14 protein-coding genes and 1 tRNA gene are annotated in these 24,215 nt (G+C 43.3%); 6 read left to right on the top strand and 9 right to left on the bottom strand.

All coding sequences use genetic code 11. The annotated features are described in order from the left end of the window. Nucleotides 1-56: 56 nt before the first annotated feature. The 6 genes from J0X14_RS07550 to J0X14_RS07525 form a co-directional block, all read right to left on the bottom strand. A complete protein-coding gene (locus J0X14_RS07550) occupies nt 57-1,085 on the bottom strand; it encodes a nucleotidyl transferase AbiEii/AbiGii toxin family protein (RefSeq protein ID WP_242527949.1) in 1,029 nt (342 codons plus the stop codon). Continuing rightward, a complete protein-coding gene (locus J0X14_RS07545; RefSeq protein ID WP_207097147.1) occupies nt 1,066-1,677 on the bottom strand; it encodes a DUF6088 family protein in 612 nt (203 codons plus the stop codon). The genes J0X14_RS07550 and J0X14_RS07545 overlap by 20 nt, the downstream gene beginning before the upstream one ends. 104 nt (nt 1,678-1,781) lie before the next feature. Beyond that, nucleotides 1,782-3,038, bottom strand: coding sequence for a site-specific integrase (locus J0X14_RS07540; RefSeq protein WP_207097146.1), 1,257 nt, complete (start codon nt 3,036-3,038; stop codon nt 1,782-1,784). Nucleotides 3,039-3,266: 228 nt separating this feature from the next. Beyond that, nucleotides 3,267-3,340 (bottom strand) — tRNA-Pro (locus tag J0X14_RS07535). Nucleotides 3,341-3,553: 213 nt separating this feature from the next. Further along, on the bottom strand, nt 3,554-3,853 hold the full coding sequence (locus J0X14_RS07530; protein ID WP_207097145.1) for a hypothetical protein: 300 nt from the start codon (nt 3,851-3,853) through the stop codon (nt 3,554-3,556). 215 nt (nt 3,854-4,068) lie between these two features. Further along, nucleotides 4,069-12,357, bottom strand: coding sequence for a T9SS type B sorting domain-containing protein (locus J0X14_RS07525; RefSeq protein WP_207097144.1), 8,289 nt, complete (start codon nt 12,355-12,357; stop codon nt 4,069-4,071). A gap of 156 nt (nt 12,358-12,513) precedes the next feature. On the opposite strand from J0X14_RS07525, the gene J0X14_RS07520 reads away from it, so the two are divergent. Beyond that, complete coding sequence (locus tag J0X14_RS07520) at nt 12,514-13,632, top strand: PQQ-dependent sugar dehydrogenase (RefSeq protein ID WP_207097143.1); 1,119 nt, start codon at nt 12,514-12,516, stop codon at nt 13,630-13,632. Between the two features lie 3 nt (nt 13,633-13,635). Here J0X14_RS07520 and murQ read toward each other — a convergent pair whose 3' ends face one another. Next, nucleotides 13,636-14,448 (bottom strand): N-acetylmuramic acid 6-phosphate etherase, encoded by an 813-nt coding sequence (murQ, locus tag J0X14_RS07515; RefSeq protein WP_207097142.1) that lies wholly within the window; start codon nt 14,446-14,448, stop codon nt 13,636-13,638. 5 nt (nt 14,449-14,453) lie between these two features. Beyond that, nucleotides 14,454-15,203, bottom strand: coding sequence for a DeoR/GlpR family DNA-binding transcription regulator (locus tag J0X14_RS07510; RefSeq protein ID WP_207097516.1), 750 nt, complete (start codon nt 15,201-15,203; stop codon nt 14,454-14,456). 173 nt (nt 15,204-15,376) lie between these two features. On the opposite strand from J0X14_RS07510, the gene nagB reads away from it, so the two are divergent. The 5 genes from nagB (at nt 15,377) to J0X14_RS07485 (ending at nt 22,869) form a co-directional block, all read left to right on the top strand. Further along, nucleotides 15,377-17,323, top strand: coding sequence for a glucosamine-6-phosphate deaminase (gene nagB / locus J0X14_RS07505; RefSeq protein ID WP_207097141.1), 1,947 nt, complete (start codon nt 15,377-15,379; stop codon nt 17,321-17,323). A gap of 94 nt (nt 17,324-17,417) precedes the next feature. Next, complete coding sequence (locus J0X14_RS07500) at nt 17,418-18,902, top strand: glycoside hydrolase family 10 protein (RefSeq protein WP_207097140.1); 1,485 nt, start codon at nt 17,418-17,420, stop codon at nt 18,900-18,902. Between the two features lie 10 nt (nt 18,903-18,912). Beyond that, entirely contained in the window at nt 18,913-20,193 is a 1,281-nt protein-coding gene (locus tag J0X14_RS07495) for an MFS transporter (RefSeq protein ID WP_207097139.1), read from the top strand. Next, on the top strand, nt 20,186-21,787 hold the full coding sequence (locus J0X14_RS07490) for a glycoside hydrolase family 3 protein (RefSeq protein WP_207097138.1): 1,602 nt from the start codon (nt 20,186-20,188) through the stop codon (nt 21,785-21,787). The genes J0X14_RS07495 and J0X14_RS07490 overlap by 8 nt, the downstream gene beginning before the upstream one ends. Next, nucleotides 21,784-22,869: an anhydro-N-acetylmuramic acid kinase gene (locus J0X14_RS07485; protein WP_207097137.1), complete on the top strand. Its 1,086-nt coding sequence runs from the start codon at nt 21,784-21,786 to the stop codon at nt 22,867-22,869. The genes J0X14_RS07490 and J0X14_RS07485 overlap by 4 nt, the downstream gene beginning before the upstream one ends. Here the strand turns inward: J0X14_RS07485 and J0X14_RS07480 are convergent. Next, a complete protein-coding gene (locus tag J0X14_RS07480; RefSeq protein WP_207097136.1) occupies nt 22,866-24,074 on the bottom strand; it encodes a multidrug effflux MFS transporter in 1,209 nt (402 codons plus the stop codon). The genes J0X14_RS07485 and J0X14_RS07480 overlap by 4 nt on opposite strands. Between the last annotated feature and the right edge of the window lie 141 nt (nt 24,075-24,215).

Raw genomic sequence — 24,215 nt, 5'->3', positions numbered from 1 at the left:
TCATTTATACAATTCAATTTCACGAGAATTGAAAAAGCTGGTCATTACAGAAAGTTTTAAAAACTACAGTCCATTGTCCATGACATGGAATTGATCTGCCCTCGAAGTGCTTCCAAATACCCTGTAAGTTCCTTGAATGTTGGGGATTCACCATAGATCATTTGCTCTTGCATTATCAAGTAATCCCTTTCCCAAGCTGGAAGTAAATCTTCAGGGGGAATAAAATCGATGGTTTGGGGTTGGTGCAAATTGTAGTCCACGCCTCCCAACTTTGTGAAGCTATGGCGGTGTTTTACAATAGTTTCATATAAATCCTTGTTTTCTAGAGCCTTCTCATCGAATTCCTTTACCGACATCTGATAAATATCGTACAAATGCCTACTTAACCTATCCACTCTTATTTTATCAACCGGTCTTTGGAATTCCTCATGTAGCAAAAAAATCTTTTCCAGGAAAGTTCGTTCGGGCAATACCGAAGGTATTTCGACAGCGGTTTGGGCAAAGGCAGCTTCTGGAAACTTTTCATCAATCAATGAAAGTATTGGCATTTTTTTAAATGGCTCCCTTAAAGATCGGCAACCAATCTCTATTTGAACCCTGGGCTGTATATAACCTGGCGTTTCGATCACGTTCGGATAATAAACACTTAGAATTACCGGGTCTTGGTCACTGGAAACAATTTCTTCAGGTTCAATTCGCACATTTTTCAGACCTTTCTCCATAAAGGCAGCTTGTATTTCAGGTAATACTGTGTCAATGATGTAGGCACTTGCTTTTTTTCGAAGTTTGGTACGCTGGTTCTTGCCCAGATCACCTTCAAACCCAAAAAAGGAACGGTCAACGGCCAAATCGATATCCTCGGAGAACCGTTCAATAATTTTCCATGCCTTACTTAAGGATGTGCCTCCTTTGAATACCAGATGCTCTCCTATTTCCAATTCGAATAGGATGGCCAATGTCTGCACGACCCACCAGTCCTTTTCAACAGCAAATGCTGGAAGGTTGGTACGTTCCCCTATTTGCTTGTAGGCTATTTTTTTCTCTTCCTCTGAAACGTTATACCATCTATCCATTTTTTTTATCATTTAATGCTTTTCGCATAATGACACGTATCCATTCTGGAGCCAGATTTATATCATGCTCCAAATGCTCGGTTTTTTCCTTCTTGAGGTGTTTCAGGACAATATGTATTTCGTTTGCCATAACATTTTCCTTACCTATCTCCTTCAAAGCTTGAATGACCAAGCTACTGATTTCACCAAGTACCGATAAATTTTTTGGCGAGGTCTTTTTAAATTTAATGGTTCGCTTCCCCACTTTTATGGATCGTGCTGAACCATCGGTCAGGTATACTGTATTTAATGGCACCTGTGTGGAAAGACCCAATACGTTCAAGGCCAACACCCCAGTTGGAATAATTCGGGCCTTGTCCCGCTTTGCGATCGCCTTAGCTATTTCTTCCGTGGAAGGTCGAATTTCTCCAAATACCTTGTGTTTTTCCAAAATTGCATACATACCCCTTGCCACGCGGGTAATTTCACCTTTGTTCGAAAGCCGTTCCAAAGCTTTTCCAACTGCTTTTGCCGAACCAAAATTCAAAAAATCCTCCGTAAAGAATATGGTTCCCTTATCAGCCTTGGCCATTTCATTTTTGATATGGTCATCAATGGAGTCCATACTACAATTTTATTATTTTGTCGCAAATTTAGTAAATATTTGCGACATTTCAACTTCATCAACAAAGACCCTTCACTTATTTCAAAAAGGATTATGTACAGTTATTACCATCCTGAAACAAAACCACTATCATTTTCAGAATTATTTCTGAGTACTGAACGAAGTCCTTCCATATCCGAACTGATCTTATCTTCCAATACTCTGGCATAAACCTGTGTCGTTGTGATCTTGGTATGGCCCAACAACTTGGAAACCGTTGCGATGGGAACCCCATTGGAGAGCGTGACCGTAGTGGCAAAAGTGTGCCTTGCCGAATGAAAGGTCAGATTTTTATCTATACCTATCCTTTTTGCCACCTCTTTGATATAGGTGTTCATTTTTTGGTTTACAAAAACAGGCAAAAGATAATCCTTCCCGGTTCCGGGAGCATCCTTATATCGCTCCAAAATCAGCATCGCCTCTTCCAACAAGGGAATCCGAAGCGGATAATTGGTCTTGGTCCGTTGCAAGAACAACCAGAACTTGCCATCAATACCCCTAACGACATTGCCACTTTTCAATTTTTTGACATCACTATAGGATAGGCCCGTATAACAGCAAAACACGAAGACATCCCTGACGATACGAAGGCCTTCCTCGGGAATAAAGGCTTTAATCAAGGATTCAAGTTCTTGTTTTTCCAAAAACTCACTTTTGTGTTTATGGAACTTCAATTTGTAACGGGCAAAGGGGTTTTTGTCCAACCATTCCAGATCGAGGCCAAGGTTCATCAGCTTCTTTAACCGGGAAAGGTGTTTCATAACCCCATTATTGTTCAATGAATTTGAACGTTGCAAGGATGGACCCTTGCGAAGGAACTGCTCAAAATCGATAATAAAGCTATACCTCATATGACGTAGGTAGATATCCCCGGTCTTTTGCTGTTTCAGCAAGAACTTTTTGAGATAATTCTCCGTGGTGTAGTAATTTTTAAGGGTTCCCGGCCTTAAGGTTCCCTCCATGTTCTCATTGTGATAGCTCACCAATTGTAGCAAAGTTTTGTGTCGGGAATCCACCCCGACGAACCTCGCTTTAATCGATTGCGCTGTAACCAATTCAAAATCAGAGGATAATTGTTTATGACAGGCCAATAACTTGGCATGTACCTCGTCCAAATAGTCGTTCAATTGCTTCCCTTGGGAGGTCCTGGCAACGGTTTTACTGGCCTCCGGATCCCATAAGGTAACTTTTGTTTTACGTTTCAAACTGATTTCTGCACGCTTTCCATCCACGGTTATCCGTGCATAAATCGGTGCAAAACCATTTTTTTCCTTGGCTGTATTGAGCCAAAAAAGGATGCTAAAAGTTCTTGAAATTCCCATAGACTCTCACTTTAGGTGAATATTCGATTTTGTTTTGAAAGTCAAATCGAAGTGAAAGTCAAATGCTAAAGGGTTACCAAAGTATCGAAAAAAATCGGTCAAAAAAAGGTAACCGAATAGGTAACTTTTGTTTTGGTTTTAAAGCCAATCAAATGAAATCAAAAAAAATGTAATTCTTTGAAAATCATTTGATTGACTTTTTATTGGGTTCCTTTAAAACCCATTTTGTCGGGATGACTGGATTCGAACCAGCGACCACACGCACCCCATGCGTGTACGCTACCAGACTGCGCCACATCCCGTGTTTGACCTACGGTCAACAATTTCCAATAAACAATACCCAATTTCCAAAACGTCCACTGCTAAGCAGTCTGGGTGACAGACGGGGTCTATCCTGAGCGTAGCCGAAGGGCCACATCCCGAAAACGGATTGCAAAAATATAAATTTTAGTAAAACTATATCTTCATTTTTAAGAAATAAAAATGCTGAAGATAAAAAGGGTACTTTGAACTGCTTATACTCCTAAAAGAAACTCCCTGATTTCCATGCAAAAAGCTTCTCGAGCCTCTGCAGAATCATTGGATGGATTCAATAAAAAATAGCCTATGGTCTGATCTTGGCAAAATTCATCAATATCGATGCCGTTCCATTGACGGTAGCTCATCAATAACACATTATAATCTATTTTATAGGGCTTTTGTCCATCGCTGTATGCGTTGAGGAAGAGATTCAGTTGAAAAATGGAGTAGTCAAGATTTTCATTTTCGGGCGCCAAAAATGATGACGCGCCAGTAGTAGGTTTTGTGTTATCCATTAAGGTAGTTTGTTTAAGACTTGGTGATTAATCCTTTTTATTCGAACCTTCAAGGGAATTGATTACCATTGACTTTCACCCAAGCCAAATTCAATTCCTTTGCCACTTATTGACCATTTATTTGAAATTCCGTGGTGGGGGGAAGAAGGTTGAATTCAAATACGGTATACGCCAATACGTTGTCCGAGTAAATATAGACAAAAAAGCCTTAAATACTACCTATACAGTGTAAAATGCCCTACATATCGTTGCTTTTCACGATCGTTTACATTCACCACATACCAATAATCACCAGTAGGAAGTGGGCTTCCCTCGTAGTTACCATCCCATTTCTTCACTTGGTCCAAACGTGCGACCACTCTTCCGTATCGGTCATAGATGATTACATCAATTTCTGGGAAAAACTCCCTGTTTCCAGGGTACCAGTAATCATTTAGGTTGTCTCCATCCGGAGTGAAGAAATTGGGCATTTCCGGCATCCCCTCAAAATTAAAGGGCATTACCAAATTGGCCACACAACCGTTTTGGTCCCTTACCATAATATTTACATTGGCATCCATATTAATATTGAACGTATTGGTCTCACCATAGGATTCCCCTTGGAAGAAGTATTCATACCCTCCAAATCCTCCTGTGGCTACCGCGGTGACCTCATTGGGGCCTGTTTTCATAGCTTCCAGGGTAAGGGGCTCATACGCATCAATCTCAAACTCCACAAAGGTGACACAGCCATTTTCGTGGTAAATGTAAACGGTATGCTCGCCTGGTGGAAGATCGCCAAAAGTTCGCTGCTCTGTCGCCAATTGAATGTCCTCAACATCCAACGCGAACAATAGCTGAGGTAATAAAGATGTATCTGCAATGGAAACCGTGGCCGTACTATTTGGGAATATGCCTTCACAACCGTACTCTACAATCGGTTCGGCCATAAGTTCCACGCCCACTCCTATTTCTGCAACAACATTGGTCTGACACCCATTGGCATCCCTAATAAATATCACATAGGTTTCACCACCCATTAGGTTATCAAAGAACATGTCATCATTTTGTACAAAATCAGCATCATCAGCGGAGTTCACACTAGTGTAATACGGTGCTGTACCCCCTGAAACCTCCAAGGTAAGGGTACCATCCCCATCCCCAATACAAACTTCTGGCGTGGTGGATGCAATTCCAGCTACCAATTCCATAGGTTGGGTAATCTCAACGGTTCTGGTAATGGTACAACCCAAGTCATCTTGAATAATAATGTCGTATGTTCTGGGCGATAAATCAGTAAATGTTTTTCTATTCGGATTATCGGGATCGTCACCTTCAAAGAACTCACTCAAGGTATCCGAAATGGAATACCGGATGGCTCCAGTTCCTCCACTGGCCTCGATGATAATCTGACCGTTGGTATCACCTGCACACATTACAGGAACAGCCTCTAGATATTCCAAGACCAATGGTGGTTTGGGTTCAATGACAATAGGGTCTGAAATGGCCTCACACCCTCCACTCTGGGCATACACATAATAGGTACCTGGGTTCAGCTCCCTAAAAATTCCTGAGCTTTGCGCTGGACGAAGTATACTTGCTGGGCTTACAGGCAACACATCTGAATTTACCAGTGTGTACATATAGTTTCCTATACCGCCAAAGGCTTCAGAACGTATGATTCCTGTTGCTTCACCTGCACAGTTAATGGTCGCATTCGTTAAATCCAAAGCAATGACCAAAGGCGCCGCAGGATCCAAGGAAATTTGGTTGGATCGCTCGTAAGGACATCCATTGGAATTTTGAACATCATACTGGAACGGTCCGGGATCCAAAGTAATGTCTGCTGCAATTTCAACACTGGTCATCCCTGCTCCAAAAGGTGTGAATGGGTCTGAAGTTCCTGCCCTGCGGTAGAAATAATCCACGCCTGGCTCTGGATTGGTAACACTCAACTCCATTCTACCCAAATCCCCACAACCCGGTGGTTGTAATTCCACCAATTCGGCCACAACGATTTCTGGGTCTTGAACCGTTATTGGAATTGTGGTAAAACTACAGTTCCATCCATCAAAAATGGTGATGGTATACTCCCCAGCCGAAAGATTGGCAAAGGTTGGCGTAGTTTGAAGTCCACTATTGGTACCATCGGTTATCCGATTCAATTGATACAGATAGTTTCCTGGGCCTTGGCCGCCTCCCACATTGTAAGCTTCAATAATTCCGTTGTTGTCATTGTTACATGCCAAGGGTTGTACCACCTGAATATCCGCAGAAATAGGTATTGGCAACGGTAAATCAATGGTGTTCGTGGCTTCACAACCTCGAATATCCCTAACATTTACGGTATAGATTCCTGTGGAAAGGTTTTCAAAAATAGGGTTGGTATTGGGATAATCCACCAATATGGTAGTGCCATCAGGAGCAATCAATTGGTACTCATATGTGCCCCAACCACCATCTCCAGCTACTGTAATTTCACCATATCCTGGCACATTACAGGTCACTGGAGAGGTTTGGATGGCATCAATCGTCAATTCCCTATCTGGTGAGCGAACCGTGGTGACATTACTGACCACATCGCAGAAAGGCGAATCCAATGCTTCTATATGCACCACAAGGTTACCTGCGGGCAAGCCTCCAATAATTTCTGGGGAGTTTATGGGCGCATTGGTATCAAAGCTACCGGTAACCCCGGTCGAAGTTTCAACCCCGCTGTTATCCCTAGAGAAAACTTCGTAGTTATAGGTTCCGCTATAGTTGTTGATTTCCAAACTTATTGCACCATCATTACCATTAAAACAGGTTACAGGTTGCACTTCGGCAATCAAAGCCTCAATGGTATTGTACTCTGGCATGGTGATGGTGGTCGTGAGATACGAACACCCTCCATTGCCTATGTCCGTCACAGCGAATATGTAATCTCCCGGAGTGGCAATATCCCAAGTTACACGATCAGTACCGCCAGAGCTTCTAGCTGGTTCCGAGCCCAAAGGCAATATCTCCACTTGGTAATTTCCTGGACCTTCATTGACAATGATATCGATAGTTCCCGGAGTATCACAAGTAATCTGGTTAACAGCATAGCTGAAGGTAATATCCGTTGGACTGTTGATCGTCACTGTGGAGGTTTCCTCACACCCATTTTGGTCTCGGGCCGTCAATATAATGGTCTGGTTGGTTCCATTATCAATTACCTCAAAAGTATTGCTGGTCTGGAAGTTGGTACCATCAAACTGTGGGGTACCATCATTCATGCTATAGGTATAAGGGCCAGTTCCCGTAACAGTTCCAGTGCCGTCACCGTTATCATCGGTATAAATGGTAATCGTGGCCGTACTGAACTGATTACTGGATGGATTACAACTGAATTCTGTGTTCACTGCATTGACCTGCAGCATAGTAGGTTCAGCAATGACAATACCTCCCACTTGATCGGTACATCCTCTATCAGAAACCACCTCCACTTGATAGGTGTCCGGCGGTAGATCATCAAAAACTGGAGAACCTTGTGGACCTGCAAAAATAGCTAAGCTACTGTCATACAGAATATAGCTTAAAGGTGTATCCGTATCAGTTCCAGGTTGAAGTTCCACAGAAATAGTTCCATTGTCAGCTCCATTACAGGTCACGTCGCTACTGGGTGTGGCCGCAATTACTGGGGTGTTTACCGTAGACACATTCACAATAGCCTCATCGGAACATAAGATAGCAGTGTTAGAGTCCAAATCCGTAACCAAAATATTGTAGTCCCCTGGCAATACATTATTGAACACATTGGTGCTTTGCGCTGGACCAATGTTTGCCAAGGTGCCTGCATCACGAAGCTGGTATTCAAAATTTCCACTACCTCCTGTAGTGTTCACCGTAATGGTTCCATCGCCAGCGTTACATGTTGGCAATGAAGTGGCATCCGCACTAATGGCAAAGAAATCAAATACCTCAGCAGTGACCGTATTAATACATCCATTGCCATCACGAACCGTGATTACATAACTACCTGGATTCGGTACCGTAAACGTTGTTCCGGTTTGAAAACCACTTCCAATATTGTACTGAAAAGTGTTCTCGGGTTCTGGTCCCGATGTTAGCGGGGAAACCATATGAATTTGGTAACCGCTAGTGGCCGTACACTGATTCACCACATCAATCACTGGATTGGGAACACCCGCTTCTTGGGTAACATTTAAAGTTGTTAGGGCTGTACATCCGTTGGCATCTTGCACATAGAAATCATAAGTTGTAGGGTAGGGCCCTGGGATTTCAAAGGTAGTTTCAGCTGCAAATACGGTTGGTGCAGGATCACCAGATGGAACATACGCATAATTGAAAGGGCCATTGCTGCCAAACCCTCTTACGGTAACCAACGCACCTGCGTTACAGGTAGCTTCTACAAAATTATCAATAGTTATGGATGGAGAACTAAAGCTGATAAAGACCAAAGTACTCGAGCTACATCCAGTGGTATCATCCTCCACAATAATTTGATAGTTCCCCGGAGCCAAACCAGTAAAAGTTCCGCTATAGGGAATAGTTTGTCCAGTGAATGACGTTGGCCCTGATTCGATAACCCCTGTATCAGTATTTTGCAGTGTAACCGTAAAATTACCAGGGGCAGCAACCCCAGAAATATCATAATCAATACTTCCACTACCTGCAACATCACAGGATGCTGTGGTAGCCGTAGCGGTAATCGTAACCGGATTTAGAGGACCAATCGGGTCGATTTCTTCAATGTAAGTACATCCCAAAGCATCTCTAACCTCAACAAAATAGGTGACACCAGGCACAACTTGCCCCGTAAAATCATAGGTATCGCCTCCTGAAGTTGCCGGATTGAACGTTGGTTCACCCACCAACCTAAACTCATAAGGCGCGGTTCCTCCTGTGGCCCTTACCCGATATGGGAAAGATGTATCTGAGCATATTGCTGGGTCTGGATCCAAAGGAATCAAATCCAACGTATTTTGGTCGATGACCACTTCATCACGATCCTCACAACCTGATGCATCCGTAGTGACCACGGTATAATTCCCAACAGGAAGGTTAGGGAAATTCACCGTTGTACTTGTGGTTCCCAATGAGTTGGACACTAGATTTCCAGCCACGTCCAGAAGGACATAGTCAAAAGGGGCCACTCCGTTAGTAATGGTTGTTGAAATGGAACCATTCACTGCTCCAGAGGAACAAACCGCATCCGTAGGGGTCGCAGTGGCATCCAATGGGGTGCTAGCAGCAATGGTTACACTATACGGTGGACTCACACATCCCCTACTATCGCGAATCACAAATCCGCCATGGGTTCCGGGTCCGTATCCAGAGAAAATATTTTGTGAACCAAAAGTAGCTCCATTATCATTACTGAACTCATACGGAGGAATCCCTTGGGTGGTATCAGGAATCAATGTCACAATTCCAGAGGCATTGTCACCACATTGCGTATCGGTAGCAACCGCTGAACCTGCAATTGTCTCTGGAGGAGAAATGGTAACTATGTTGGATTCGGTTACACAACCCCGACTATCTGTAATCTGAAATTGAAAAGTGGTATCCGTAATAATAGAACCATCATTGGGTACACTGTACACAAATGAGTTCCCTGTAATATTGTTGTTGCCTGAAGTATAGGGTGCTCCATTGATACTTACTTCATAAATATCATAGTTACCTCCCGAGGTATATCCATTGCTGATGTTCACCTGAATCTGTCCCGGAGGGCCCGCACAATCCAACTCTTGAATGGTTGTGGCATTGGCCATTACTTGAGGTTCAATGGTTGCGGTGACCGTATCCCGGCAATCATTGGCATCCACCACCTGAATGGTATAGGTTCCTGGGGTAAGTCCAGCAAAAGTATTGCTGGCACCCAAAGCACCCCCATTAATTCGGTATTGATAGGGAGCTAAGCCTCCTGATGCATTGACCACCAAAGTCGCAGCACCAAAGTTGTCGTAACAAAAATCTGAAGCACCATTGTCCAAGGTCAAAGTAGGTGCATCCAAGCTGGTCAAGGTGAAACTATCGGTAACGGTACACCCATTGGCATCGGTAACACTAACTTGATAGGTTCCATCTTGGGAGAGATTAGAGAAGGTACTTCCATTTTTAGGACCTCGCGTGGAGCCATCTGGTTGAGTCAAGGTGTATCGGTTACCACCCCATCCACCTACGGTATTAATACGAACGGCACCAATATTCCCATTTTGACAGCTCATATCAGTAACATCAAAACTGGAAATGGCAAACGCGGTCGATGGCTCTTCAATCACCAAGGTAGCAGTATCGATACAATTGGTTTCTTCATCAGTGACAGAAATCACATAGCTTCCGGCAGTCAAGCCTGTCAATGGGATAATGTTTCCACTCTGTCCGGTTGAAACAGGACCACCATCAATACTATAGCTATAGGTGGAGTTGAATCCATCCACCAAAAAGCGTCCTTCTCCATCAGAATCACCTACACAGGTTACCACTCTGGTCTGTTGACCTTGAGCTCCAATGGAACTAATATCGGTTATGGCATAGTTCTCGTCATACGAACATCCTGCATTGTCGGTAACCCTGAAGGTATAGGTTCCCAATCCCAATCCACTGAAGGTATCATTGTTCCCATTATTTACCGCACTGGCGGCTGGAGCAATAATTTCATAGGTATAAGGACCAGTGCCTCCGGTAACGGTCAATCCAACGGAAGCCGTGGTAGTGATACAATCCAAACTGGAAATTGCAAAATCCAAGTTGGTGGGCTTGTTCAATGCATTGAAAACAATATCCGAAAGGGCTTCTACGCATCCATTGGCATCTCGAATCATGGGCGTATACGTTCCCACACCAAGATTTGTAAAAACGGGGTTGGTGCTGAATCCTGCCCCAACGCTATATTCATACGGAGCTGTTCCTCCAGATACCCCAGAAATCGTAATTTGTCCTCCATTTTCGTCACCACAGGTGGGCACCGTATCAGGTGTAGCTGTAGCCGTAATGGTTGAAGGTGTCCCTACGGTTGCTGTTTGTGGGGTTGTGGTGCAGGTAAATGAATCCTGCTCATAGCGCAATACAATATCATAACTTCCCGGAGCCAGATTGGAAAACGTATTACTTATCTGAAAACTTGAGCCGTTATTGATGCTGTATTCAATTTCATAGCCAAATCCGTTGGTCACGTTAATGGTGATTCTACCATCATTGGCCCCACCACAATTGGCATCTTCTTCCGTAAAATTGAAAATAGGTGGTGGAATGTCTGGAACATCTACGGATGCGCTTCGTTGACATCCATTGGCATCTTCCACCAATATATTGTATGTCCCCGCTGATGTAACCGTAAATGTCGTGGAACCTGCATAGGTAGAACCAAAAGGTCCACCGTCCACACTAAAGCGATACGGTGCCGTACCCCCGGAAGTGGTCAGGTTTACGTCCACCGAGGTGGCTCCACAACCAAAACTATCAGAAGCGGTTGCAGAAACAGCCAACGGACTTATCCCATTTCCGATTGTGATGGAATCCCCATTGATGTCAGTGGTGACCGTTTCGGAGCAATCATTAGTATCTATACGGATGGTATAGGTACCTGGGCTAACATTGGCAAAAGTATAGGAATCGGCTCCGTTTGGTCCGAAAGTATCTACAGTAACCCCATTTTTCACCAATCTATAGGTATAGAATCCCGGAACTCCCGAAACGCTAACATCTATACTACCCAATTCACTGCTACAAAGAATATCGTTGGCAGTGACATCTACATTAATGTCCAAATCATCTATGGTCACAATATTAGATGGGAATACACAAGCCGTAGCGGATACATTTTTCAAGCGCACATAGACCCTGTAATCACCTGAAGATGTAATATCAAAGAAGGGAGCATCTTGGTATGGCCCCGCAGCACTGTTTAAACTATACTCATATCCTGCCGGAACATTGGTCACCTCCACCCTACCTGGATTCCCACATACAATATCTTCCTTGATCAATTGTGGGTTTAACGGGTTCAAGGTAGACTTGAAATAGAAATACTGTCCAGAATTTACTCGAACCCTAAATTCACCTGCGGTGGATAGATTATAAGTAGAACCGGTACCAACCGTATTCCAGGTACAGGCTCCGTTTATGGTAGGGCAATCATCCACTACTGTGGGTGCACAGGTATTGGGGTCCAGTTTTTGCCACTGGTAACTACTACCGGATTGACTCAGGGAAATGGTTCGGATATCACTTGTACCACAGAGAAAGAATTTGGCAAGTGTACTACCGTCGTTGGGGCAAACCACTTCTTCATTGGCCCCTTGGATAATGGTCATGAACATGCTGCTGCTTGCAGCAAAAGATGCTTCTGGCCGTGTAACTGAAACTTTCTCGGAGGAAATCTCCGCTTTTTCTTCAGCTTGTGGTTCTGAAACAGTGGACACTATTCTGGCTAGTATCCGGTTGACCTCTGTCTTTGCTAATACCGTGGAACAAAATATGGATATGAACACCATCAACACGGCATATAGCAAATGCCTTGTTTTTTGAGGGAGCATAGGTTAAGTCTTGTTAGGGCAGAATATTCAGATTTGGGACCTTAATATTCTTACATCGTAATTTTCTATACTTATAAAAATCTCTTTATCTTCAACTCACTCGATTACCAAAAAGTAACCGTTTATCCATGAAATCTATTATTTCAACGTAAAACTATGAAAAAAAGTATCGTATTTCCGTATTTTTTCGTTGTACTGCTTAGTACATCCTGCGCCCAAACTCCCGATAAAAGCATAAATCTTCCCGAAACCCTTGATTTTACTGTGGAATCCGTTGTATCCAGCCTACAGAACCCTTGGGGCATGGCATTTCTTCCTGATGGCAGTATGCTGATAACGGAGAAAACTGGGGAATTGATACATTACTCCTTTGGAAAAACTTCTAAAATCAGTAATGTACCCGAAGTTTATGTGCGGGGTCAGGGCGGTTTGATGGACATTGAACTACACCCCAATTACAGAGAAAATGGATGGCTTTACCTCACTTACGCCTCCTCAGAGGGTAATGGAAAGGGTGGGAACACCGCCATTATGCGGGCCAAACTCTCCAATAATAGGCTAACACAAAAACAATTACTCTATAAGGCGGAACCCAATTCCACCCGAGGGCAGCATTTTGGCTCCCGACTGGAATTTGACAATGAAGGACACCTCTATTTTTCAGTAGGGGAACGTGGCAACAGGGACGTTAACCCTCAGGACATTACCCGGGATGGAGGCAAAATATACCGAATCCATGATGATGGACGTATTCCCAACGACAATCCGTTTGTTGGAAAATCCGGAGCAAAGACGGCCATTTTTAGTTATGGGCACCGAAACCCACAAGGGTTGACCAAACATCCCGAAACTGGAAAAATTTGGGAGCATGAACATGGCCCAAGGGGTGGGGATGAAATCAATATCATCCAAAAAGGAAAAAACTACGGCTGGCCCGTCATTACTTATGGCATTAATTACAGCGGCACCAAAATCACGGATGAGACTTCCAGACCCGGAATGGAACAACCGCTATATCAATGGACACCTTCTATTGCGCCTTCTGGAATGACCTTTGTCACTTCGGCCAAATATCCCAAATGGAAAGGGAATTTGTTGGTGGGTTCCCTATCCTTTCAATATCTGGAACGTCTCGAACTAAAAAATGACAAAGTCACCTACCGTGAAAAACTACTGGATGGTATGGGCCGGGTACGGAATGTGCGCCAAGGACCGGATGGTTATATATATGTAGGTATAGAGGGGAAAGGAATTGTAAGATTAGTTCCCAAATAACCACTATTTTAAAGCATCGACTGCATTTTTTACCGAACCATATTGCTTCAGAGCTTTTTCGGCCTCTTCGTAATTCAGGCCGAGTTCTTCCATAATATAGCGGGTACCACGGTCCACCAATTTGGTATTGCTCAGTTGCATGTTCACCATTTTGTTGCCTTTTACGCGACCAATACGTATCATTAGGGCAGTGGTTATCATGTTGAGCACCATTTTTTGACTCGTTCCACTTTTCATACGGGTGCTTCCGGTTAAAAACTCGGGACCAACATTCACTTCTATAGCGATATCAGACCCTGTAGCCAAGGGCGACCCTGGATTATTGGTTATCCCAGCTGTTAAAATACCATGATCTTTAGCCTTTGCGATTCCCCCCAAAACATAGGGTGTAGTTCCAGAGGCTGCAATACCGACCAACACATCGTTGGAGTTGATGTCAAACTCCTGCAAATCCTTCCATGCTTGGTCTAAATCATCCTCAGCAAATTCCACCGCTTTTCGAATGGCCGTATCACCTCCTGCAATCAACCCAATGACCCTATCATAGGGCATTCCAAAGGTTGGCGGGATTTCAGAAGCATCCAAAATGCCTAAACGTCCACTTGTACCAGCACCGATATAAAACAATCGACCTCCTTTTTCAAATCGTTTAGCGGTCTCATCTACCAATCTTGCCACTTGGGGCAATACTTCTTCAACGGCATTTGCAACTTTCTTGTCTTCATTGTTGATATTGCTTACAATATCCAAGCTCGACATTTCTTCCAACTGGTCGTACAGGGAAGCTTCTTCTGTTATTTTGATGTGTTTTTTCACAGGGGTTACAATAATTGTAGGTTCATATTTTTGAATGCGGCGAGTTTTTCGTCCCAAGGTTCCAATTCGGTCACCATGGTGTTGATCACATTTAAATCGCAGGTTTTAAATCGGTGTTGGGAATTCAACTTCTCCGAAATACACAACAGCACCGTTTTCTTGGAAGCATTGATTACCGCCTTTTTGGTCTGGACCACATCCCAATCAAATTCTGTCAATCCGTATTGGGCATCCACATAACCGGTTCCAATAAAACTATAGTCCACTTTTATTTCAGACAAGGCATGAATGGCGCTGGAACCCATGGCTATTTGAGAGTCTGGGGAAAGCGTACCTCCAATAAATATGGTCTCAATGTTGGGTTTGTTCAATAATTCCATGGCTACCGGAAGACTTAAAGTGAAACAGGTAAGCTTTAGATTGGCCGGAAGCAAACGGGCAAGTTCCAAGCAGGTCGTTCCTCCATCTATGAGAACAACACTGTTCTCCCGAATTAAACCTATTGCTTTTTTGGCAATGGCAATTTTTTTGTCCAGTGCGTATACATTGCTGCGTGTTGGACTGTGATTGGCAAAACCAAGGGAAACGGCACCACCGTGCACCTTAATCAAGAGACTTTCCGCATCCAGTTCCTTGACATCGCGCCGGACAGTGTCAATGGAAACATCCAGTTTCTCTGCCAAATCAGTCAATAAAACCCGATTATGGAGCTCAACCTCATTAAGGATGGCATGTTGTCGTTCTTCTTTCAGCATTAAAGCCGCCATTATAATTCAATTTCAAAAGTAGAAAACTATTCCAGATTATGCTGTTCGTATACAGAGCAATGTTGTCTGTCGATAAAAAAGCATAAAGCTGCAAATATATTGCAAAATACTGCAAATATAAAGTATATTTGTCCTGTTTAAACTCTTAATCCTGACAAATCATGCAAGAATTGGTCAAAAATCCGTCAAAACCAGAAACCTTGGATATGGAAACCGTGAAGTTTGAAAAAATCAACACGCACATCTACCAAGATTCAGATAGTGCTTCTTGGTATGTTGCCAACGAGATTGCAAGTCTTATCAAGCAAAAAGAAGAACAGGGCGAAAAAGCGGTTCTTGGTTTGGCCACTGGCTCCACCCCTACCAAAGTTTATGATTACTTGGTCCAATTCCATAAAGAAGGAAGGTTGAGCTTCAAAAACGTGGTCACCTTTAATTTGGACGAGTACTTTCCCATGGAACCCGATTCCATCCACAGCTATGTGCGTTTCATGAACGAACACCTTTTTGACCACATCGATATTGAGCCCTACAACGTTCATATCCCTGATGGAAGTCTTTCCAAGGAAGACATCAAAAAATACTGTTTGGATTATGAGGAAAAAATCCAAAATGTTGGGGGCATCGATATACAGGTTCTTGGAATTGGTAGGACCGGACACATCGGATTCAACGAACCCGGTTCCTCATTGAACAGTAAGACCCGTTTGGTTCGTTTGGATAGAGTTACACGATTGGATGCAGCCAGCGACTTTTTTGGAGAGGAAAATGTTCCCCGAAGAGCCATTACTATGGGAGTTGGCACCATCATGAACGCTAGAAGGATTATTCTTATGGCTTGGGGTGAAGGTAAGGCCCCCATTGTACAGCAAGCTGTGGAAGGGGAAATTAAAGAATCCGTTCCAGCCACCTTCTTACAACACCATAACAATTGTGACTTTGTTTTGGACGATGCCGCCTCTTCGTTCTTGACCCGCGTTAAGACGCCATGGTTGGTCACTGAATGCGAATGGGATGAAAAACTCATCAAAACAGCAGCCATTTGGTTGTCCGAGAAATTAGGAAAAGCCATTTTAAAGCTAACCAATGAGGACTACAACGAATATGGAATGGGGAATCTGATTGCCGAGGTTGGCTCTGCAGAGCAAATTAACCTTTCGGTTTTCAATCAGTTGCAACGCACCATCACCGGATGGCCAGGCGGAAAGCCCAATGCAGATGACAGCCAACGTCCTGAAAGAGCCCAGCCCCATCCTAAAACATCTTTGATTTTCAGTCCGCACCCAGATGATGATGTTATTTCGATGGGTGGCACCTTATTGCGATTGGTAGATCAGGGGCACAATGTCCATGTAGCGTATCAAACTTCAGGAAACATTGCTGTTTTTGACGATGAGGTCATCCGTTTCCTGGACTTCGCCACTGATGTACAAAAAGAAAACAAAGAGCTCAAAAAACAGTTTAAGCAGGTTCGGGAGTTCCTTGCTTCAAAAAAACCGGGGGAAATTGACAGTGCTGAAGTACAAAACTTTAAAGGATTGATACGTAAAGGTGAGGCACTATCAGCTTGCCGTTATTGTGGTGTTCCAGAAGAAAATGCGCACTTTCAAAACCTCCCCTTTTACGAGACCGGAGCAGTACGTAAAAAACCAATCTCAGAAGAAGATGTAGAAATCACGTATAAACTGCTTAACGAAGTCAAGCCACACCAAATCTTTGCTGCTGGTGACCTTTCTGACCCACATGGCACGCACAGGGTTTGTTTGGATGTCATTTTTAGGGCCATCCAACGCTTGCTGGATGAGGGTTCAGATTGGATACGCAATTGCTACGTATGGTTGTATCGCGGCGCTTGGCAAGAATGGGAAATTGCAGATATGGAAATGGCCGTACCCATCGGGCCCAAGGATATGGCCCGAAAAATCAACGCCATCTTTAAACACCAATCCCAAAAAGACAGTGCCATGTTCCCTGGAAACGATGAAAGGGAGTTCTGGCAACGCGCCGAGCAACGAAACAAGGATACCGCCAACCGATACAATGCACTAGGTATGGCAGAATATGAGGCTATGGAAGGTTTTGTTCGCTATCGGTTTGACTCCAAATAATAGTACCATTGAAGATTTCCATTAAGTAGTTTTAATTGTTTAATTCAATCAAAAAGGCCTACATTTATTTTTAAAGTAGGCCTTTTCAGCTTTTATGCGTACCATTTTATTCTTTTCGATTCTCTTCATTTTTTTAGCTTCCTGTGCGGTTATCAAAGCCCCACAACAAGAATTTAGAGGGGTATGGATCGCCACAGTGGCCAATATTGACTGGCCCAAAAACCCCAACGATTCACCTGAAAAGAAAAAGAAAGACTTTATCACCATTCTGGATTTTTATCAAGAGTTGAACTTCAACGCGGCCATTGTTCAGGTGCGAACCGCGGGTGATGCCTTTTACCAAACGGATTTGGCGCCTTGGTCCAAATATCTTTCTGGAAAAGAAGGGGAAGCTCCCCAAGGTTTTGATGATCCTTTGGACTGGATGATTCAGGAAACCCATAAACGAGGCATGGAATTTCATGCTTGGCTCAACCCCTATCGCGCCACCTTTGACCTGGATACCTTGGCCCTTTCCAAAAATCATGACTTTTACCAGCATCCCGATTGGATGGTGAAATACGGCAAAAAATACTACTACAATCCCGGATTGCCCGAGGTCCAAAAGAAATTTGCAAAAGTCGTAGAGGAATTGGTTGTGAAGTACGAGTTGGATGCCATCCATTTTGATGATTATTTCTATCCCTATAAAATAGAAGGTGAAGTCTTCAATGACTCACTTGCATTTCAAACCTACGGTTTGCCCAATCAGTCCTTGGAAGATTGGCGACGCAGTAACGTGGATTCTTTGGTGAAAAATGTCTACCACACCATCAAGAAAAATAAACCGTGGGTACAATTTGGTATCAGTCCATTTGGGGTATGGAAAAACAAAAGCACAGACCCTGCAGGTTCAGATACCCGTGCGGGACAAACCACCTTTGAAGATTTGTACGCAGACCCCGTTCTTTGGGTCAAAGAAGGCTGGCTGGACTATTTGGCACCCCAAGCCTATTGGAGCATGGACTACCCCCCTGCCTCGCATAGAGCCGTGGGTTCTTGGTGGTCTAATACCACACCCAACACCAATTTGTACCTTGGAAACGGAGCCTACAAAATCAAAAACAACAGTGACAAAGCTTGGGACAAAAAGAAAGAAATCCCCAAACAGCTAATGTTTGCCAGAGACCAAAAAAACATTGATGGCAATATCTTTTTCAGTGCAAAATCGCTGATTGGCCAGCATGAAAAAGTGGTCAAAACCCTGAAACGGAAATTTTATCCACTTCCTGCGAAAAACCCTGCGACATTGAACAGGATTTCAAGGAAAATTCAGCTTCTCGGAATCGAATCGGTTCAAAAACAAAATGAAACGCTGGATATCTGTATATCGCATATAGATTCCGTCCCTAGATTCCTGAATTACTATCAACTGAATCACAACAAAAAACAACTCATAGGAAAGAAGTATCTTTCCGAAAGTCAAAATTCAGGCTGTTTTCAGCTCAAATTGACCAATAAACAACAAAGAAACAAGGTGGGCATTTCTATATCCGATGCATACGGGAATGAAAGTGCCGTACTGCCGTTGAATTTTTAAAATCAAACAAATGAGTGTCGCACCAAAAGACAAAAATGCTTGGCTATGGATTCCTTTCCTCTATTTCACCCAAGGGATTCCTTATATTTTGGTAGTGACCGTTTCCGTGATCATGTACAAACGGCTTGGTATTGGAAATGCTGAAATCGGACTATATACTAGCTGGCTTTACCTTCCCTGGGTACTAAAACCCCTTTGGAGTCCTATCGTGGATTTGAACGGCACCAAAAGAAATTGGTTCTTGCTCATGCAATTGGTTATTTCCATGGCGTTTCTGGGCATTGGTCTTTTTGTCCCCTCCAACTCATTTTTTATCATCACCTTGGCCTTTTTCTGGATTGCCGCTTTTGCATCGGCAACCAACGATATTGCTTCGGATGGCTACTACATGTTGGGCCTCACCCAAAAGAAACAGTCCTTTTTTATAGGAGTGCGAAGTACCTTTTACCGATTGGCCATGGTGACCGGGCAAGGCCTTTTGGTCATTTTTGCCGGGTTCTTGGAAAACAAATATGGGGACAATACCAAAGCATGGTCCCTAACGATGGTCAGCGCGGCAGCTCTTATGCTGATATTGACCATTGCCAACTTTTTTAGTGCTCCTAAATTTGAAAATGCTAAAATTGAACCTGCCGAGAAACCTGAAGGTTTTTTACAAGTTTTTGCCTCATTCTTTCAAAAAAATCAAATAGGAATTGCTCTCCTGTTCATCCTCACCTATCGATTGGGCGAATCGCAATTGGTTAAAATGACCTCTCCATTTCTGTTGGACAAATTGGAAGTGGGCGGCTTGGAATATTCCACCGAAGCTGTGGGAACCATATACGGAACCGTGGGCATAATCATGCTATCCCTTGGCGGAATACTTGGCGGTATCTTGATTTCCAGAGATGGCTTAAAAAAGTGGATGCTGCCCATGCTCCTAGCACTTAATCTGCCCAATGCCCTCTATGCGATTCTAGCGGTAACCCAAACCACTAGCATCTATGCCGTGGTAGGAACCGTAGTATTGGAACAATTTGGGTATGGATTTGGCTTTACCGCTTTTATGATGTATCTCATTTTTGTGGCCGAAGGCGTCTCAAAAACCTCTCACTATGCCATAGCCACCGGGTTTATGGCCCTCGGCATGATGCTCCCAGGAATGGTCAGTGGGTACATTCAGGAATGGTTGGGGTATGATGGCTTCTTCATTTGGGTGGTGATAGCCGCCATCCCGGCTTTTTTGGTCCTCAAATTCTTAAAGTATCCCGCCGATTACGGCAAAAAAACGAATGAATCCAATGCCTAAAGAAATTGTTTCATATTCAATTGCACAAAACCAACTGAGTCTAAAAGAAAAAGTGGGGCAATTGTTCATGCTGGCTGCTTTCATCAATGACACTGAAGAGGAAGTTCAAGAAATGGAGCGATTGATTCATGACTATCGTATTGGGGCACTTTGCTTTTTTCATAGTAGAGCCAGTGCCGCTACAAATTTTGAAGGAAAGAAAGCAGTTGTTCACAATGAAAACAGCTATGATAGGTTAAAAGAACTCATAACACGTTATCAAAACGCTGCAAAACACCCTTTGCTAATAGCCATGGATGCCGAATGGGGTCTTGCCATGCGTATTGAGAACACGCCCCAATATCCGTATGCCATTACTTTGGGAGCCATTCAAAATAACAATAAACTCATTTTTGAGGTGGGCCAGCAAATTGGCTTGGATTGCAGGGAAGTCGGCATTCATTGGAATCTTGCCCCTGTGGTGGACATCAACAGTAATCCTGAAAATCCTGTGATTGGTTATCGCTCATTTGGCGATGACAAAGAACAGGTTTGTACCAAGGCAGAAGCTTATGTAAAAGGTTTGGAAAATACGGGGACCTTAAATTCCATTAAGCATTTTCCCGGGCATGGCGATACGGCAACCGATTCTCATTTAGGGCTTCCTATTATTGATAAATCGCTGGAAGAATTAAAGGATAATGAACTCTATCCATTTCAAAAGTTGATTGAAAAAGGAGTTGATTCTGTGATGGTGGGACATTTATCGCTCCCCCAGCTGGATGCAAAGGAACCTTCGACAACCTCGTCAAAAATTATTACGGGCTTATTTCGAAATGAAATGGGATTTGAAGGTATCATCGTTTCCGATGCATTGAACATGCATGCTGTTTCCAAAAAACATTCAGTAGAAGGCGAATTGGAAGCCACTGCTTTTGCAGCAGGAATGGATGTGCTTTGTTTTAGTGAAAACCCTGTGGAAGGCATCAAAAACATACTGAACGATGCAACGGAGCTTCGTATTGAAGAGAGTTTTAAAAGAATATGGCAGCTTAAAGAAAAGGCGTTTTTAAAACAAGGGGAGAATGTTGCTGAAGTTAAAAGCCCTATCGAGTTGAACAAAACCATTGCGAAAAATGTGCTGACCGAGCTTTATGGTAATCCTAAAAAAGCAGTGGAAATCAAGAATTCCCCTTTTTTGAATCTTTCATTTGCCCCAAATAAAATCAATATTTTTTCCAACAAGCTGGAGGAGGATTTCCAGCAAAAAGCATGGGAACTGTCGTCCGAATTGCCTGAAATAAAAGTCGAACTGGAAAAGTATCAAAATGTGGTACTATCAATTTTTCCACCAGCCGTGAAACCCAAGAATCAGTTTGGTTTTGATTCTGAACTATTGGATTTCATTCGAACAGCAATAGGGAAGAAAACTGTTTTGGTCTATCTTTTTGGTAATCCCTATGTTTTGGATATTTTGGAATTGCAATCCAATTCCAATGTGGTTTTGGTCTATCAAGATTTTGACGAATTTCAGGAAGAGGCGGTTCGTCATTTTAATGGAGAAATACCTGCTTTGGGTAAGTTGCCCATTCAACTAAAAACCCTCCAAGCATGAATACTGTTTATAAAGTCTTGGGATTGATGTCGGGCACTTCCTTGGATGGTCTGGACATGGCCTATTGTCGTATTTGGGATGAGACAAATGGTTGGAAATTTACTATTGACCAGACCAAAGAACTCCCCTATTCCGATAATCTTCGGGAATACCTCAAAAATGCAATTCATTTGTCTGAAAAGGACCATGCCCAACTCCACAAGGATTTTGGCAAGTGGTTAGGGGAACAGTCCAAAACTTTTATTGAAGAAAGTGGAATTGAAGTCGATTTTATCGCCAGTCATGGACATACTTCACACCATAGACCTGAAGATGGCGTCACTTTTCAATTGGGTGATGGACAGCTTTTGGCCAATTTCAGTGGTAAGCAGGTGGTGTGTGATTTTAGGACGAAAGATGTCAGTCTGGGCGGACAAGGTGCCCCTTTGGTTCCTATCGGGGACCGACTTTTGTTCCATGAATATGATTTCTGCCTGAATTTGGGAGGCATCAGCAATATTTCCTTTGAAAAAAAGGGTAAAAGAATTGCCTATGACATTGGAATGGCCAACATGCCCCTGAATTACATCACACACAAAATGGGAATGGATTATGATGAAAATGGAACCTTGGCCAGAAGTGGAAAATTGGATGAAACCTTGCTCAAAAAACTAAACAATCTGGACTACTACCGCCTACCCTACCCTAAATCCACAGGTTATGAATGGTTTACGGGTAAGGTCGTCCCTTTGATTGAAGCTTCTGAAAGTCCCGAAGCTGACCTTTTACACACTTTTATCCATCATAATTGTGAGCAAATAGCCGCACAAGTATACAAATACACCAACCCACCCAAAAGCAAGTTACTGGTCACGGGTGGTGGAGCCCTTAACCTGTTCTTCATGGATACACTTCAAGAAAAACTTGGGGCAAAAGTCGAGGTAATCATTCCCAATACCACCTTGGTTTCTTATAAAGAAGCCCTGGTTTTTGCCTTCATGGGTGTGCTGCGGCTGAAAGGGATGACCAATGTGCTACGCTCTGTTACTGGGGCGCGTAAAGACTCTTGTAGTGGTGAAGTTTATTTTCCAGAAAACTCCTAAGCTGTCACCAACCGTTTAGGCCGTTTCACCATCATAAAAATGACAAGGGATAGCAGGCCACAAATACCCAACCCAACAAAAAGAGGCCAAACACTATGTTCCACAAACTCGCCGATAAATGTGGCTATGGGGATGGCAACTATGGTAGAAACACAACCATTGATGGCTGCACCTATTCCCGCAATATGACCAATGGGCTCCATGGCAATGGAACGGAAATTTCCCCACATAAAGCCCAAACAAAAGAACTGTGCTGATAGAAAGGGAACCAATACATAAATACTGGGGTTTGGGGCATTCAGGAAGAAAATGGTATACATTAAACCGATAATGGTAAATGCCATAGTGGCCATCCACGATAATTTCCGCATACCAAATCGCATTACCAATGTCCCGTTTAAAAATGTGGAGAGACCAATGGAAACGGCCAATCCTGCAAAAATGTATGGAAAGATGTCTTTCATCCTGTAGATATCCTCAAAAATGTGTTGGGCCGAACTCAGATAGACCAAAAAAGCCCCCGTTACCAAACCTGATATGATAGTGAAGGCGACCGCCTCCCGATATTTGATAAATTCCTTGAACCCATCAACAAAGACATGGCTTGAAAATGGAATCTTATACTCGGGATGCAAGGTTTCAGGTTGTCTTTTCCAAAACCAGATGGCTACAATAAGTGAAAAGATAAGTTGGGCATAAAAAATGGCTTTCCATCCAAATCCATCCATAATGACTTTTCCAATGGCGGGTGCCACTACCGGCACCAAAATAAAGAAGGCCACCACAAAAGACATGATCTTGGCCATGTAATCCCCAACATACGTATCCCGAATAATGGAAATGGCCATCGTTCTTGGGGCAGAAAGTCCTATACCTTGCAGGATTCTTCCAACAATCATTATCACTAATGATGGAGCAAACAAACAGATAATGCTTCCTATCAAGAACAGCACAAAACCTGTGTAAACAATGGGCTTTCTTCCATAGCAATCAGAGAGTGGGCCAAAGAACAACTGACCCAGACCGAGCCCCAAGAAAATCATGGTCACCAGCATTTGATTATCAGTGGAATCCAAGCTGTTAATGGCAATACCGATATTGGAAATTGCGGGTAAAATGGCATCAATGGCCAACGCCACTATAGACATTAAAGCGGCCATTAAAGCGATAAATTCGAAATTGGGCTTCTGATTTTCTTTTTGCATGGCGCAAAATTAGACATACCCCATGGAATGGTGAAGCTTTTAAGAAAGTATTAATGTTATGTTTTTGATACCTTACATAGCAGTTCAGATGTCAGGTCGAGCGCCCGCCTGCCGGACGGGCAGGCAATCGAGACCTCAATC

Source organism: Allomuricauda sp. CAU 1633 (assembly GCF_017313225.1).
Lineage (GTDB): Bacteria > Bacteroidota > Bacteroidia > Flavobacteriales > Flavobacteriaceae > Flagellimonas.
The sequence above is the reverse complement of the archived record's forward strand: the minus strand, read 5'-3'. Positions and strand labels throughout refer to the sequence as shown.